This is a genomic window from Defluviitalea phaphyphila (genome assembly GCF_001466305.1).
Taxonomy (GTDB): domain Bacteria; phylum Bacillota; class Clostridia; order Lachnospirales; family Defluviitaleaceae; genus Defluviitalea_A; species Defluviitalea_A phaphyphila.
Genome location: NZ_JWID01000002.1, coordinates 21,890 through 37,700 on the forward strand (window position 1 = coordinate 21,890; position 15,811 = coordinate 37,700).

General features: G+C 26.4%; 13 protein-coding genes and 2 riboswitches. All 13 genes read left to right on the forward strand.

The window, feature by feature from the left end; all coding sequences use genetic code 11:
* Positions 1 to 2: 2 nt before the first annotated feature.
* On the forward strand, positions 3 to 2,681 hold the full coding sequence (polA, locus tag OM90_RS01180) for a DNA polymerase I (protein WP_058485057.1): 2,679 nt from the start codon (positions 3 to 5) through the stop codon (positions 2,679 to 2,681).
* A gap of 32 nt (positions 2,682 to 2,713) precedes the next feature.
* A complete protein-coding gene (coaE, locus tag OM90_RS01185; protein WP_058485058.1) occupies positions 2,714 to 3,304 on the forward strand; it encodes a dephospho-CoA kinase in 591 nt (196 codons plus the stop codon).
* Positions 3,305 to 3,327: 23 nt separating this feature from the next.
* Positions 3,328 to 3,906: a lytic transglycosylase domain-containing protein gene (locus OM90_RS01190; protein WP_058485059.1), complete on the forward strand. Its 579-nt coding sequence runs from the start codon at positions 3,328 to 3,330 to the stop codon at positions 3,904 to 3,906.
* Between the two features lie 40 nt (positions 3,907 to 3,946).
* Entirely contained in the window at positions 3,947 to 5,533 is a 1,587-nt protein-coding gene (locus tag OM90_RS01195) for an ABC transporter substrate-binding protein (protein WP_058485060.1), read from the forward strand.
* 141 nt (positions 5,534 to 5,674) lie between these two features.
* The gene (locus tag OM90_RS01200; protein ID WP_058485061.1) at positions 5,675 to 6,553 is read left to right on the forward strand and encodes a patatin-like phospholipase family protein; all 879 of its coding nucleotides are present in this window, start codon (positions 5,675 to 5,677) and stop codon (positions 6,551 to 6,553) included.
* 212 nt (positions 6,554 to 6,765) lie between these two features.
* Positions 6,766 to 8,763, forward strand: coding sequence for a cell division protein FtsA (locus OM90_RS01205; protein ID WP_058485062.1), 1,998 nt, complete (start codon positions 6,766 to 6,768; stop codon positions 8,761 to 8,763).
* A 4-nt stretch (positions 8,764 to 8,767) separates the two neighbouring features.
* Positions 8,768 to 10,426 (forward strand): sensor domain-containing diguanylate cyclase, encoded by a 1,659-nt coding sequence (locus OM90_RS01210; RefSeq protein WP_058485063.1) that lies wholly within the window; start codon positions 8,768 to 8,770, stop codon positions 10,424 to 10,426.
* 79 nt (positions 10,427 to 10,505) lie between these two features.
* Positions 10,506 to 11,375, forward strand: a complete 870-nt coding sequence (gene dprA, locus OM90_RS01215) for a DNA-processing protein DprA (protein WP_058485064.1) — start codon at positions 10,506 to 10,508, stop codon at positions 11,373 to 11,375.
* Between the two features lie 49 nt (positions 11,376 to 11,424).
* Positions 11,425 to 11,979 (forward strand): RNA 2',3'-cyclic phosphodiesterase, encoded by a 555-nt coding sequence (thpR, locus tag OM90_RS01220; protein ID WP_058485065.1) that lies wholly within the window; start codon positions 11,425 to 11,427, stop codon positions 11,977 to 11,979.
* Positions 11,951 to 12,379 (forward strand): hypothetical protein, encoded by a 429-nt coding sequence (locus OM90_RS01225; protein WP_242860839.1) that lies wholly within the window; start codon positions 11,951 to 11,953, stop codon positions 12,377 to 12,379. Before thpR ends, OM90_RS01225 begins: the two co-directional genes overlap by 29 nt.
* 53 nt (positions 12,380 to 12,432) lie before the next feature.
* A riboswitch (glycine riboswitch) is annotated at positions 12,433 to 12,508 on the forward strand.
* A 3-nt stretch (positions 12,509 to 12,511) separates the two neighbouring features.
* A riboswitch (glycine riboswitch) is annotated at positions 12,512 to 12,590 on the forward strand.
* 148 nt (positions 12,591 to 12,738) lie between these two features.
* Positions 12,739 to 14,112: an alanine/glycine:cation symporter family protein gene (locus OM90_RS01230; protein ID WP_058485067.1), complete on the forward strand. Its 1,374-nt coding sequence runs from the start codon at positions 12,739 to 12,741 to the stop codon at positions 14,110 to 14,112.
* Between the two features lie 40 nt (positions 14,113 to 14,152).
* Positions 14,153 to 14,422 carry an ACT domain-containing protein gene (locus OM90_RS01235; protein ID WP_058485068.1) on the forward strand — a complete coding sequence of 90 codons (270 nt, stop codon included), beginning with the start codon at positions 14,153 to 14,155 and terminating at the stop codon, positions 14,420 to 14,422.
* 23 nt (positions 14,423 to 14,445) lie between these two features.
* On the forward strand, positions 14,446 to 15,804 hold the full coding sequence (locus OM90_RS01240) for a PFL family protein (protein ID WP_058485069.1): 1,359 nt from the start codon (positions 14,446 to 14,448) through the stop codon (positions 15,802 to 15,804).
* Positions 15,805 to 15,811 lie beyond the last annotated feature (7 nt).

Genomic DNA, 15,811 nt, shown 5'->3' on the forward strand with positions numbered 1-15,811 from the left:
ATATGGAAAAGAAAATTATGTTAGTAGATGGGAATAGTATTATAAATAGAGCTTTTTATGGAGTGCCATTACTTTCTAATTCTCAAGGAATTTATACCAATGGAGTATATGGATTTTTAAATATTTTATTTAAATTATTAGAAGAAGATAAGCCAGAATACATAGCTGTAGCATTTGATTTAAAAACTCCTACGTTTAGACATAAAGTTTTTAAAGATTATAAAGGAAATAGAAAGGGTATGCCAGAGGAATTAAGACCCCAAATACCATTATTAAAAGATATATTAGATGCTATGGGAATATTAAGATTAGAAATGGAAGGATATGAAGCTGATGATATTTTAGGAACTGTAGCTAAAAAAGCGGAAAAAGCAGGAATGAATCCTATTATAGTTTCGGGAGATAGAGACCTTTTACAATTAGCTAGTGATAAAATAAAAATAAAAATTCCCAAAACTAAAAAAGGGAAAACAGAAGTAGAAAATTATTATGCAAAAGATGTGGTAGAAAAATTAGGAGTTACTCCCGTTGAATACATTGATGTGAAAGCTCTTATGGGAGATCCTTCAGACAATATTTTAGGTGTCCCTGGTATAGGAGAAAAGACGGCAATAAAAATTATTAAAGAATATCATAATATAGAAAATGCTATAGAGCATATAGAAGAAATAAAACCTGCTAGAGCAAAAACCAATTTAAAGCTATATGAAGAACAAGCAAGACAAAGTAAATATCTTGCTACTATTTGTACAGAAGTTCCTTTAGATTTAGAATGGAATAATTTTAAGATGAATTCTATTATAAATCCTAAAGTATATGAATTATTTAAGGAGTTAGAATTTAAAAGTTTTTTAGATAAATTTAATTTTGAATTAAATGATAAAGAAGAGTTAAACAATAAACAAGTTTTAAATAGAGAATATATAGCTATTATCTCTAAAGAAGAGTATAAAAAAGTGATTGATGAAATAAATAAAGCAGAAAAATTTTCCTTTTTAATTTTTAATGAGCAAGAAAATATTTTAGGAATTAGTTTATGCTATAATGATTCTTCAGCTTTTTGGGTAGAAGCAAAAGAAGATTTTAATATAAAAGAAATAATGGAATTAACTAAACCTTTATTTGAATCAAAAAAAATAAAGAAAATAGCTCATCAAGCTAAAAAAGAGATGCATATTTTAAAAAAGTTCGGGATTACTTTGAATAATCTTGTATTTGATACTATGATAGCAGGTTATGTTTTAAATCCAACAAAAGATACTTATGGATATGATGATTTAGCTAAAGAATTTTTAGGAGAAATTATACCTAATGAAGAAGAAGTTTTAGGTAAAGGTAAAAGTAAAAAATCTATTATGGATTTAGAAAAGAATAATAGAATAAAATTTACAGCTCAACAGGCATATATTGTTTTTATTTCAGAAAAACAAATGACTAAAAAGCTAAAAGCAAATAATCAAGAATATCTGTATTATGAAATAGAACATCCATTAATAGAGGTTTTATTTAGTATGGAAGAACATGGCTTTAAAATAGATGTTAAAAAATTAAAAGAGTATGTAGAGGAATTAGATAAAAAAATAAATATTTTAACATCAGAAATATATGAAATAGCAGGTGAAGAATTTAATATTAATTCTACTAAACAGTTAGGGAAAATTCTTTTTGAAAAATTAAAATTGCCTGTTATAAAGAAAACAAAAACAGGATATTCTACAGCAGCAGAAGTGTTAGAAAAATTAAAATACACTCATGTAATTATAGAAAAAATATTAGAATATAGACAATTAGTAAAATTAAAAACTACTTATGGGGATGGATTATTTAATGTAGTTAATAAAAAGACCAATAAAATACATTCTACTTTTAATCAAACAATTACTGCTACAGGAAGAATAAGTAGTACTGAACCAAACCTTCAAAATATACCAATTAAACTAGAAATGGGTAGAAAAATTAGAAAAGTATTTATTCCTAGTAATGAAGATTATTTATTATTAGATGCTGATTATTCTCAAATTGAGCTTAGGGTTTTAGCACATATCTCTCAGGATGAAACACTTATTAATGCATTTAAAAAAGGAGAAGATATTCATAAAATCACAGCTTCTCAGGTATTTAAAGTTCCTCTTAAAGATGTTACTCCAAGACAGAGAAGTGATGCTAAGGCAGTAAATTTTGGTATTGTATATGGAATAGGAGCTTTTAGTTTAAGTCAAGATTTAAATATTTCTAAAAAGGAAGCAGAAAAATATATAGAAGGATATTTTGAAAAATATCCCAATGTAAAAAAATATATGGATGATACAGTTCAACAAGCTAAAGAATTAGGATATGTAACAACATTATTTGGAAGAAGAAGAATAATTCCAGAAATTAATTCTAAAAATTTTGTACGTCGTTCTTTTGGAGAAAGAGTTGCTATGAATACTCCTATTCAAGGAACGGCAGCTGATATTATTAAAATTGCTATGGTTAAAGTTTTTAATAAATTAAAAGAAAGAAATTTAAAATCAAAACTTATACTCCAAGTACATGATGAACTTTTAATTGAAGTTCATAAAGATGAATTAGAGGAAGTTAAAGAAATACTTAAATATGAAATGGAACATGCAGTAAGTTTAAGTGTTCCTTTAGATGTTGATATGCATGTAGGAGAAAATTGGTTTGAAACAAAATAATTTATTAAAGAATTGATTATTGGGGGAGTATGATGAAAATAATAGGATTAACTGGAGGAAGTGGTAGTGGAAAAAGCACAGTAGTAACTATATTATCTGAAATGACTACAGTTTATATTATTGATGCAGATAAAATTGGACATAAAATTATTTTAAAAGGTAATCCTGCATATTATGATATTATAAATTATTTTGGTAAGAAAATTTTAAAAGAAGATGGAGAAATAGATAGAAAAATTTTAGGGAAAATTGTTTTTTCTGACAAAAATGATTTAAAAAAATTAAATGAAATTACTCACTATAGAATAAAAGAATATATTATTAATACTATTAAGGAAATAAAAAAGACCCCATCTTTATATAAATATATAATAATAGATGCTGCTCTTTTAATTGAAACAGGGCTTCATACTTTAGTAGATGAGATATGGGTAGTTTATGCAAGATTAGAGGATAGAATTAAAAGAATTATGGAAAGAGATAATATTAGTGAAGAACAAGCGAGAAGACGAATTAATTCTCAAATATCTTGGGAAGAATTAAAAAAATATGCCAATAGGATAATTTATAACGAAAAAAATAAGGAGTTTTTAAAAGAGCAACTAATTTCTATTTTAAAGTAGATAATTAAAAAAGGAGATAATTTATGTTTTATATTATTAATCTTAGAGATGGGAGAATTAGAAAGTTTGTTTCTATTATATTTGTTTTTATTATTACTTTTTTTAGCTTGTTGATTTTAATTAGAACTTTTTTTTATCCTGTAAAGTATACAGATTTAATAAATAAATATGCAAATGAATATAATTTAGATGTTTATTTAATTTTAGCTGTTATAAAAACAGAAAGTAAATTTGATACTAAAGCTATATCCCATAAAGGAGCTAAAGGGCTTATGCAAATTACGGATAAAACTGGAGAATGGGCTGCAAAAGAAATAGAAATAGAAGAATATGATAGTGAAAAGCTTTATGACCCAGAGATTAATATTAGAATAGGTTGTTGGTATATTAGTAGACTTTTAGTTCAATATGAAAATAATATTGGAACAAGTTTAGCAGCATATAATGCTGGGAGTGGAAATGTTTCTAAGTGGTTACAAAATAATGAATATAGTAGAGATGGTAAAAATTTAGATCAAATTCCTTTTAAAGAAACTAGGGATTATGTAAAAAAAGTATTAAAAAATATGCAGATATATAAAAAATTATATAAAAACTTGTAATAACATATAATACAGATATTTTAGGAAGGGAAGAAGTAACTTGATTAGAAAAAAAGAATTTATAATATTTATTTTAATTTCATTAATATTTACAAGTTGTGTAAATACTACCCCAAAAAATATAGAAGAACCTAAAGTGGAAGAAAATGTTACAGAAATACCTCTAAATCCAACTAGAGGAGGAGAAATAAATATATCAATGAGAAATCCTAAAACTTTAAATCCTTTATTAAATGAAGATTATACAGTGGACCAAATTCTTAAATTAGTATTTGATACATTAATAACTTTTGATAAGAATCAAAAACCTGCTCCTAATTTAGCTTCAGGATGGAGTTTTTCAGAAGATGGAACAATGCTTACATTAAATATTAGGCAAGATGTAATGTGGCATGACGGAACTCCTTTTACAGCTAAAGATGTAAAGTTTTCATTAGATACAATAAAAGAATCTTCTGATACTTCTGCTTATAAAAAATGTATACAGAATATAACATCATATATGGTAGTAGATGATTATACTATAAAAATTATTTATAATCAGCCTTTTAGTGGTTCTTTATATGGCTTATATTTTCCAATTATTCCTGCCCATATATATGAAAATAATACGGAAAATGCAGTGGGGGATATTATACCTGTTGGAACAGGGAGATATAAAGTAGCAGATTTTCTTCAAGGAAAAGAATTAAATTTAGTTGTCAATGATAATTGGTTTAAAGGAGCACCATACATAGAGAAAATAAATGTATTAATAACTCCTGATAGTGAAACTGATATGTATTCTTTTGAACAAGAAATATTAGATGTTATTATTACTGATGTTGTTGATTGGGATAAATATGCCCAAAATCAAAATATAAAAATACACGAGTATGTTACTAATTATTATGATTTTATAGGATTTAATTTTAATAAAGCATTATTTCAAGATAAAAATATAAGGCAAGCCATAGCGTATGCTATTGACCGTGAAAGTATATTAGAAAACTACTATTTAAATCATGGAGTCATAACAGATGTACCTATAAATCCTGAGTCATGGCTTTATAGTGAAGAAAGCAGAAAATATAATTTTGACATAGAAAAAGCTAAGGAACTTTTAGGAGATAAAAATGTAAGTTTTAATCTTTTAGTTAGTATAGAAAATGAAATCAGAAAAGAAGTAGCTTATGAAATTCAGAATATGCTAAAAGAGGTTGGAATAAATATAGAAATTGAAGAAGTAAGTCAGCAAGAGTTTATTAATCGTTTACAAACTAAAAACTTTGATGCTTTTTTGGGCGGATGGAAACTTTCACCTATTCCAGACTATACTTTTGCTTTTCATTCATCAGAAATAGAAGAAGGAACAAATTATATTTCTTTTAGAAGTGATACTATGGATAATTTAATTAAACAAACTTTTGTGGCTATTAAGGAAGAAGATATAAAAAGTGCCTATGATAATTTACAAAAATTTATTGCAGAAGAACTTCCTTATGTAAGTCTTTATTTTAGAACTGCAGCACTTATTACTAACGATAAAATTCAAGGCGAGATAAATCCTAATAAAGATTTTTATATGAATAATATAGAAGATTGGTTTGTATACGAAGAAGATACAAATAATATTACAAATGAATAATTTATCAAACCTCCTATGCAATTGTATAGGAGGTTTTTATATTAAAATTTAAAATTTTATAATTTTCACAATATATGAATAATACACATTCCTTTATACAAAAGAATATTATATAAAAAAGTTATATTGAGAGGGGAAAATATGAAAATCGGATTAGCTTTATCGGGAGGAGGAATAAGAGGGATGTCTCATATAGGAGCTTTAAAAGCTCTTATAGAAGAAGGAATAAAACCTGATTTAATATCTGGAGCAAGTTCAGGAGCAATTATAGCAGGATTATACGGATGTGGATATACTCCAGAAGAAATTGAAGCAATTGTAAAAAACAATTTAAATAACATAATTGATATAGATTATTTTAAAATAATTTTTACAATATTAAATTTTAGAGAAATAAAGACAAGAGGTTTGAGTGGAATCATAAAAGGAGAAAAAATAGAAAAAATTTTACAAATTAATACACAGTTTAAAAACATAAAATGTACAAAGATTCCAATAGCAATTTCTGCTACAAGAGTACAAAATGGAGATAGTTTTTACTTTGTTTCTGATAAATCGAATCTAAAAGATAGTAAAAAAATAAAATTTATAGATAACATTGCTTTAAGTAAAGCTATAAGAGCGAGTATTTCTTTTCCATCATTATTTAAACCAAAAGATATCATATATAATGGAGAAAAAATATTTTTAATGGACGGTGGAATAGTAGATAATATGCCAATAAAAGTTTTAAAGAAAATGGGAGCAGATGTAGTTATAGGAGTTAATTTAGGATATAATGGAAGAATAAAAAAAGATATAGATAGTTTTATTGAAATAGGAGAACAAGCGATTTCTATTATGTCTTATATGCTTATTAAAAAAGAATATTATAATAAGGATTCTTCGATTTATGTATATAATCCCCATATATGGGATATACCTTTGCTTGAATTGTCAGCTGTAGACGAGTGTATTAAAAAAGGATATTATGCTATGAAAAGAAATATCCCAATGATTAAATATAAATTTTTTATGTAAAGAAGAATGTATTTTACAAAAAATAACAGTAAATATTTTTAAAATACATGTAAGGATTAATATAACCTGAAATTTAGTTAATTAATTTTAAATGTGTAAATTTAGTCTAGATTTTTTTATTACTTATGATATCATTATATATATAATAAAATCGTATAAATTTTAGTAATAGTTATACCACGCCCAAATCTTAATATAGAGGAGTGGGGAAATTGATTTTAGATTATGATATAAAAGAAGAAGAAATAATATTTGGATTAGATATTGGAACTAGAACAGTAATTGGAATAGTTGGATTTCAAAAGGACGAAAAATTTGTTGTTATTGATAGTGAAATGGTAGAACACGAAGCAAGAGCCATGGTGGATGGACAAATTCATGATATTTTTAAAGTTTCTCGTGCAGTTGAGAAAGTAAAAGATACTTTAGAAGGGCGATTGGGAATAGAATTAAAAGAAGTAGCAATTGCTGCTGCTGGAAGAGTTTTAAAAACATATTTAGTTAGAGTAAATCAAGATTTAGATGATGAAAAAGAAATTCAAAGAGATACTATAAAAGAATTAGAGCTTAAAGGAATTGATAAAGCACATTTAAAATTAAAAGAAGATTTAGGAGATAGAGATATAGAATATTTTTGTGTAGGATATTCTGTAGTTAATTATTATTTAAATGAATATATTATTAATAATTTGCAAGGACATAAAGGAAAGAATATAGGAGCTGATGTATTAGCTACATTTCTACCTAAAAGTGTTGTAGATAGTTTATATGCTGTTATGGAAAGAGTGGGATTAGATGTAGTTAATCTTACATTAGAACCTATTGCAGCAATTAATGTAGCAATTCCGGAAAATTTGAGATTATTAAATTTAGCTTTAGTAGATATAGGAGCGGGAACTTCTGATATTGCTATTACAAAAGAAGGGTCTATAATTGGTTATGGAATGATATCTATAGCAGGAGATGAAATAACAGAGCAGATTATTCATAAATATTTAGTTGATTTTGAAACTGCTGAAAAAATAAAATTTCAAATCGGAAAAAAAGAAAATATTTCATTTGTTGATATATTAGGGTTATCTCATACTATTACCTCAGAGGAAATATTAGAATATTTAGAACCTTCTATCAATAAATTAGCAAAAGAAATTTCTGAAAAAATTCAAAAAATTAATGGAAATAAATCTCCTAATGCTGTTTTTTGTGTTGGTGGAGGAAGTCAAATTATAGGATTAATAGATAAAATAGCTCAAAATTTAAATATACCAAAAGAAAGAATTGCCTTAAGGGGAGGGGACTCATTAATTAATGTAGTATATGAATGTGAAATAAACAAGACTCCTAATATGATTACTCCTATAGGAATTTGCGTTACTTATGTTATGCAAAAAGGATATGATTTTATTGAAGTTAAAATAAACAGAGAACCAGTTAAACTTTTAAACACAAAGAAATTAACTGTTGCAGATGTAGGAATTCAAAAAGGATTTGATCATACTAATTTATTAGGTAGAAAAGGAGCTTCTATTACTTTTTGGATAAATAATAAAAGAAAAAAAGTATGGGGAGAACCAGCAATTCCTGCAGAAATTTATGTTAATGGGAAATCTGCTAGTTTAGATACTCCAATTCGTGGTGGAGAAGAAATAATAATTCAACCTGCAGTTAATGGGAAAGATGCAAAGGCATTTATAAAAGATTATATTAGTGAAAAAGATATAAAAAAAGTTTTTATTAATGGGATAGAAATGAAATTTTCTGTACTGTGTACTATAAATGGTAAATTTGCTGATATAAATGAAGAAATTCATAATGGAGATAAAATTGAGTTATTTGAAATAAAAACAATTAAAGATTTAGCACAATTGTCAGATATAGATTTAAATAATAAGAAAATTTTTGTAAACGGAGAAGAAGTAGACCTAAATTATTATATAAAAAATGGGGATAAAATAGATTTTAAAGAAAAAAATATTAGTGATAAAAATAATGAAGATTTTATAGTAAAGGTTAATGGTAGAGAAGTTAGTCTAAGTGATAAAAATAAGCAATACATTTTTGTAGATATTTTTAATTTTATTGATTTTGATTTGAAAAATCCACGAGGAAATATTGTTCTTTTATTAAATGGGAAAAGAGCTGCCTTTACAGATCCTATAAAACCAGGAGATGATATTAAAATATACTGGGATAAGGAGGATAAGGAGTGAATATATGACGAAAAGTAAATCTTTAGAAAAATATTATACATATATTTATATAGGAATTTTATTATTTATACTTATTCATTTAGAATTAAGTAAATTAGTTGAAAATATTAATAAAATATCTTTAAGTTTAGTAATTACTATTATAGGGTTAATTACTATGGTTGTTAAACTTTTTATTTTAGAAAAAGGGTTATTAGAAAAAGGTAAAATATATATTCTATTAAAAATAGCAGAACTTTTTGTAGCTTCATTTTTTATATATTATGAACAAGAAGTTAATATCATAGGAGCATTAATTTATGTTTTGACATTATTAGAAATTTTTTCTTTTAATAATGAATTAAAATTTATGTTATATTATTTTTCTCCAATTATAATAACAGGAATTTTAATGTTAGGAAAAGAATTTTTTACATATTATATTATAATAAATACTATATTTATTATATTGCTAGATATATTTATAATTTATATTGTTCAATGTATTTTAAAAGATATTATAGAAAAAAAAGAAGAAGTTAGTAAGTTATTAGAACAGGAAAAGGAAAAAAATAAGCAATTAATAGAAATTAAAAAACATATAGAAAAAAGTAATAAGGAATTAGAACGTCAAAAAGAAGAAATGAGAAAAACTAGGGATAGTTTTAGAAATAGTGTTGCAGAGTTATTTATTCTAAAAGAAACTAGTTCATATATAGGTTCTATTCTTGAAATTCAACAGCTTTTAGAATTAGTCTGTGATATGATAATGGGAATTATGGGAGTGGATAGTTGTTCTATTATTGTATACAATGAAAAAGATTCTTCATTAGATTTTCATGTTAAAAGTATATATAGTAAAGAAGTAATTGAAAATTTTAAAGCAAAGGGATGGAGTAGTTATTTAAGAGAAAAAATGAAAAATAAGGAAATACTTATTGATAATAATGTAGACCCTAATAAATATAGTTTCTTAGAAGGAAGAAAAGTAGGTTCTTTTGTAGCAGTTCCTTTAAGAAAAGGAAATACTTCCTATGGATTAATTTTGGCAGAACATTCTTTAGAAAATTATTTTTCTACTAGTAGTACAGATTTATTTAAAGCAGTATCTATGCAAGTGGCTATGGCTATAGAAAATGCAAAATTATATGAGAAAATGGAAGAAATAGCAGAAAAAGATGGACTTACAAATATTTATAATAGATTGTATTTGCAAAAAATTATGCCAAAACTAGTTGAAGATGCAAAGAAGAATAATACTCCTATTAGTGTTGCTATATTTGATATTGATCATTTTAAAAAATTTAATGATACTTATGGTCATATATTTGGTGATGAAGTTTTAAAAGCAGTGGCTAACTTAGCAAAGAAAAAGTTAGAAGCATATGGAGGAATTATTGCTAGATATGGTGGAGAAGAATTTTTTATGATTTTTCCAAATTTAGGAATAAAAGAAGTAGCAGATATTGTAGAAGAACTTAGACAAGAAATAGAAAATATTGAATTAAAAAAACAAAATATAAAAGCTAAAATTACAGCTAGTTTTGGAGTAAGTGGATATCCTGAAATAGCAGATAATTATACAGAACTTATAAGGACTGCAGATGATGCTATGTATTGTTCTAAAAACAGAGGAAGAAATTGTGTAACTATAGCTCCTATTAATGTAAAATGTAATTTATAAAGTATTTAATTATAAAAAGAGGCTAAAATATATATAGCTTCTTTTTTAATGTAAAAGAATTTTAATAAATAATAAGGGAGTGAGTTTAATAGATATAATAGATATCTTAACATTATTATCTATAGATAGAATTGGAAGAAAAAGTATATATAACATTTTTCAAGAATATAAAAAAGAAAGACTCTTATTTAATGAATTAAAAGAAATTTTAACAAGCAAATTAAGTAATATAGATTATAAGGAATTTAAAAATACTTATGAAAAAAGCAAAAAAATCGTAGATGATGCTCAAAAGTCTAATATACATATAATTAGTTTTAAAGATAGTAATTTCCCTATTGCTCTTAAATCTATCCCAGATCCCCCTTTGCTTTTGTTTATTAAAGGAAATTATGATTTTATTAAAAATAAGGAAGAATGTATTGCTGTTGTAGGAACAAGAAATCCTACTTATTATGGAAAAAAAATATCAAGAAAAATAGGAAAATACTTAGCCTCAAATAATATAGGGGTAATTAGTGGATTAGCTTTAGGATGTGATACTAATGCTCATATAGGATGTTTAGAAGGAAAAGGAAGAACGGCTGCAATATTAGCTCATGGATTAAATATGATTTATCCTTATAAGAATAAAAGATTAGCAGAAGAAATTATATATAATGGGGGATGTATAATAAGTGAATATCCACCTCATCAAAAACCTAAAAATTATACCTTTATTGAAAGAAATAGACTTCAGAGTGGATTAAGTAAAGGAATTATTGTTATTGAAACTGGAGAAAATGGAGGAACTATGCACACAATAAAATTTGCTATAAAACAAGATAGAAAAATTGCATGTATAAAATCTTCATTTTTAAAAGGAAATGAAATAATATTAAAGAATAAAAAAGTTACACCTATTGAAAATTACTCAGATATAAACTATTTTATTAATAATAATATGTGATATTATATTTAATAAAAGAAGATTTATTAGTATAAACAGGAGAGATTATATGAGAGTATTTATTGCCATTAATTTTGAAGATAGCTTAAAATCTTATTTAAAGGAAAAACAAAATAAGCTTAAATTATATTGTACTAAAGGGAATTTTGTAGACAAAGAAAATTTTCATCTTACGCTTAAATTTATAGGAGAAATAGATAAGAAGAAAATTGCATATATTAAAAAAGCTATGGATATAACAGGAGAAAATTGTGAAAAATTTTTAATTACTTTAGGAGAATTAGGAGCTTTTAAAAGAAACAAAGAATATATTCCCTGGATTGGATTAGATGGAGATTTATATAAGTTAAATTATTTATATGATAAAATTCAATTAGAATTATATAATGTAGGATTTCATAAAGAGAATAGACCGTTAAAACCTCATATTACTTTGGGAAGAAGAGTTATTTTACAAAAAAATTTAAGTTATATTATAGAAAAAATTTGTATAGATAAGATAAATATACTAGTTAAATCCATCACACTTATGGAAAGCACTAGAATAAATGGTAAACTTAAATATATTCCTATTTATGAGAAAGAATTATCTAGTAAGGAATGATTTTATGCCTTCTAATAAACGACGTTCTCATATTCACATTATAAGACAGTATAAAAGTGAAAATTTAGAATATACAGGAAGTAGAATTGTGTTTTTTATAAAAGAAAAAGGAATAAAATACATAATGGATATAGATAATTTTTATGTTCATCAATATTATAAACCAAAAAAGAAAAAATATTCTACCTCAAAATGGAAAAAAAGTTTATGTAATATTCCTCAAGTAATAAAAAAACAAATGAAAAATGAAAGTTTATGTAAAAAATACAAGATGATACATTTTTTATATGAATCAGAGACAAAAAACATAGAAGAGTTTTTAGAAGAAGTGTTGAAAGAAGAAAAAATTTTGCTTTCAAAAGAAGATATTAAAAAAATAAAAAAAAAGATTAAAAAATAATTGATAATTAGTATACAGTATGCTAAAATAGTGAAAACAATTGAATAATTCGGATGAAGATTGCAGGAGAGAGATGAGTTCATCCACCGAAGAAGTAAATCTTTCAGGTAAAAAGACTGCAATTGGACGAACCTCTGGAGAGATTCATTGTAATGAACACCGAAGGAGTAAGCTACATTTAGTAGTGAAACTCTCAGGTAAAAGGACAGAGTTAATATAAAACATATTTAAATATGTTTTATATATTACTATGTCTAAAATTCAGAGGCCGTTAATTTATACGGTCTTTTTAATTGCTTATTTTATCTTAAATATCAATTTTTAAAATTTATACTTTAATAAGAGAGGACAGTGTAAAGATGGAATTTTTAAAAACATTGGATTCATGGGTATGGGGGCCACCACTTTTAATTTTATTAGTGGGAACAGGAATATATCTTAGTATTAGGTTGAAGCTTTTACAAATAATAAGATTGCCTTTAGCTTTTAAGTATTTATTTTCTAAAGAGAATAATAATGATAATGTACAAGGAGATGTATCTAGTTTTGCAGCATTATGTACAGCCTTATCTGCTACTATAGGAACGGGAAATATAGTTGGAGTTGCTACGGCAATTAGTGCAGGAGGTCCAGGAGCTTTATTTTGGATGTGGATTGCAGCCTTTTTTGGCATGGCTACTAAATATGGAGAAGGACTTTTGGCTGTTAAATATCGTGTAATTGATAAAAATGGTCAAATGTCTGGAGGACCTATGTATTATATAGAAAAGGGATTAGGGAATAAATGGCTTGCAAAAATATTTGCCCTATTTGGAATATTTGTGGCCTTTTTTGGTATAGGGATATTCCCTCAAGTAAATGCTATAAGTACAGCTACAAAAGATACTCTTAATATGCCAATAGAGCTTACTGCTATTATACTTACTATTTTAGTAGCATTAGTAACCATCGGAGGAATAAAAAGTATATCTAAAGTATCAGAACTAATTGTACCTTTTATGGCTGTATTTTATATAGTTGGGGCTTTAATAATATTAATATTTAATATTAAAGAAGTTCCAGGAGCAATAGCTTTTATTATAAAAAGTGCTTTTTCACCAACAGCAGCAGTAGGGGGATTTTTAGGTTCAACTGTGATGATGGCAATTAGAAACGGTGTTGCTAGAGGTGTGTTTTCAAACGAATCTGGTTTAGGAAGTGCTCCTATTGCAGCAGCTGCAGCCAAAACTAAATCCTGTGTTAGGCAAGGTCTTATTTCTATGACAGGAACATTTATTGATACTATTATAATTTGCACCATGACAGGGTTAGTATTAGTTGTGACAGGAGTTTGGAATTCAAATTTAGAAGGATCTGCAATGACTAATGAAGCTTTTCGTATAGGATTACCTATTGCTGGAATTGGACAATATATTGTAACTATTGGATTACTATTTTTTGCTTTTACTACCATATTAGGTTGGAATTATTATGGAGAAAGATGTACAGAATATTTATTTGGAGTCAAAGGCATAAAATTTTATAAGTTTATATATATAGGATTAGTTGCTGGAGGTCCATTTTTAAAATTAGATGTAATATGGACATTAGCAGATATTGTAAATGGATTAATGGCTGTGCCAAATTTAATTGGACTAATTGGTTTAAGTGGTGTAATTATTAAGGAAACCAAATTATATTTGACAACAGTAGATTCAAAGAAAAAATTAAGAACAGTTGATTCTATTCAATAAATTGTGGTAAACTAGCTATATGTAAAAATGGAGGTGCCATATGAAAGGAATTATTACAGTTGTAGGTAAAGATAGGGTTGGGATTATTGCAAAAGTATGCACCTTGCTTTCTGAAAGAAATATTAATATTTTAGATATATCTCAAACAATAGTGCAAGGTTTTTTTAATATGATGATGATTGTAGATTTATCTAATTCAACAGAAACTTTTGAAAAAAATGAAGAAGATTTAGAAAGACTAGGTGAAAAAATAGGAGTTGTGATAAAACTTCAAAGAGAAGAAATTTTTAATACTATGCATAGAATTTAGATAAATTGGAAAGAGGAAGTTTTATGATTACAAGATTAGAAGTTCAAGAAACTAATAAAATGATAGAAGAATCTAAATTAGATGTTAGAACCATTACCTTAGGAATTAGTTTACAAGATTGTGCTGATTCTAATATAGAGAAGCTTAATAAAAAAATATATGATAAAATTACCAAAACAGCAAAAGATCTTGTAAAAACAGGAGAAGAAATTGAAAGAGAATTTGGAATACCTATTGTAAATAAAAGAATATCAGTAACTCCTATATCCATTGTAGCAGCAGGATGTAGAACAGATTCTTATGTATCTATTGCCCATACACTAGATAGAGCGGCAAAAGAAGTAGGGGTTAATTTTATTGGAGGCTTTTCAGCTCTAGTTCAAAAGGGATGCAATTCTTCTGATAAAATACTTATTAAATCAATTCCCCAAGCTCTTGCAGAAACTCAAAGAGTATGTTCATCAGTTAATTTAGGAAGTACTAGAACAGGAATTAATATGGATGCTGTAAAAGAAATGGGAGATATTATAAAAAGAACTGCAGAGGCCACAAAAGATAAGGATTCCATAGGATGTGCAAAGCTTGTTGTATTTTGCAATGCTCCAGAAGATAATCCTTTTATGGCGGGAGCTTTTCATGGAGTAGGAGAAAGAGAATGTGTTATTAATGTAGGAGTTAGTGGCCCGGGAGTTGTAAAGAAAGCTTTAGAAACAGTAAAAGGAAAAGACTTTGAAACTCTTTGTGAAACAGTTAAAAAGACTGCTTTTAAAATTACAAGAGTAGGTCAGTTAGTAGCAAAAGAAGCATCTAAAAGGCTTAATGTTCCATTTGGAATAATTGACTTATCTTTAGCCCCCACCCCAGCTATAGGAGATAGTATTGCAGAAATATTAGAAGAAATGGGATTAGAACGTGCGGGAGCTCCAGGAACTACAGCTGCTTTAGCTCTTTTAAATGATAATGTAAAAAAAGGTGGAGTAATGGCCTCTTCCTATGTAGGAGGTCTTAGTGGAGCTTTCATTCCTGTAAGTGAGGACCAAGGTATGATAAAAGCAGTGGAAGCAGGGGCTTTAAGCTTAGAAAAATTAGAGGCTATGACTTGTGTATGTTCCGTAGGATTGGATATGATTGCTATTCCGGGAGACACTAGTAAAGAAACTATTTCAGGAATTATAGCAGATGAAATGGCTATAGGAATGGTTAATAGTAAAACTACAGCAGTTCGTATTATTCCTGTAATAGGGAAAAAAGAAGGAGATATTGTTGAATTTGGAGGGCTTTTAGGATATGCTCCTATTATGTCTGTAAATAATTTTAGTTGTAAAGAGTTTATTCAAAGAGGAGGAAGAATTCCTGCACCTATTCACAGTTTTAAAAATTAAATAAATG

Excerpts from the sequence above, each read along its gene's own strand:
- polA (WP_058485057.1), top strand. The coding sequence starts at position 3 with ATGGAAAAGAAAATTATGTTAGTAGATGGGAATAGTATTATAAATAGA.
- coaE (WP_058485058.1), top strand. The coding sequence starts at position 2,714 with ATGAAAATAATAGGATTAACTGGAGGAAGTGGTAGTGGAAAAAGCACA.
- OM90_RS01190 (WP_058485059.1), top strand. The coding sequence starts at position 3,328 with ATGTTTTATATTATTAATCTTAGAGATGGGAGAATTAGAAAGTTTGTT.
- OM90_RS01200 (WP_058485061.1), top strand. The coding sequence starts at position 5,675 with ATGAAAATCGGATTAGCTTTATCGGGAGGAGGAATAAGAGGGATGTCT.
- OM90_RS01210 (WP_058485063.1), top strand. The coding sequence starts at position 8,768 with ATGACGAAAAGTAAATCTTTAGAAAAATATTATACATATATTTATATA.
- thpR (WP_058485065.1), top strand. The coding sequence starts at position 11,425 with ATGAGAGTATTTATTGCCATTAATTTTGAAGATAGCTTAAAATCTTAT.
- OM90_RS01225 (WP_242860839.1), top strand. The coding sequence starts at position 11,951 with ATGAGAAAGAATTATCTAGTAAGGAATGATTTTATGCCTTCTAATAAA.
- OM90_RS01230 (WP_058485067.1), top strand. The coding sequence starts at position 12,739 with ATGGAATTTTTAAAAACATTGGATTCATGGGTATGGGGGCCACCACTT.
- OM90_RS01235 (WP_058485068.1), top strand. The coding sequence starts at position 14,153 with ATGAAAGGAATTATTACAGTTGTAGGTAAAGATAGGGTTGGGATTATT.
- OM90_RS01240 (WP_058485069.1), top strand. The coding sequence starts at position 14,446 with ATGATTACAAGATTAGAAGTTCAAGAAACTAATAAAATGATAGAAGAA.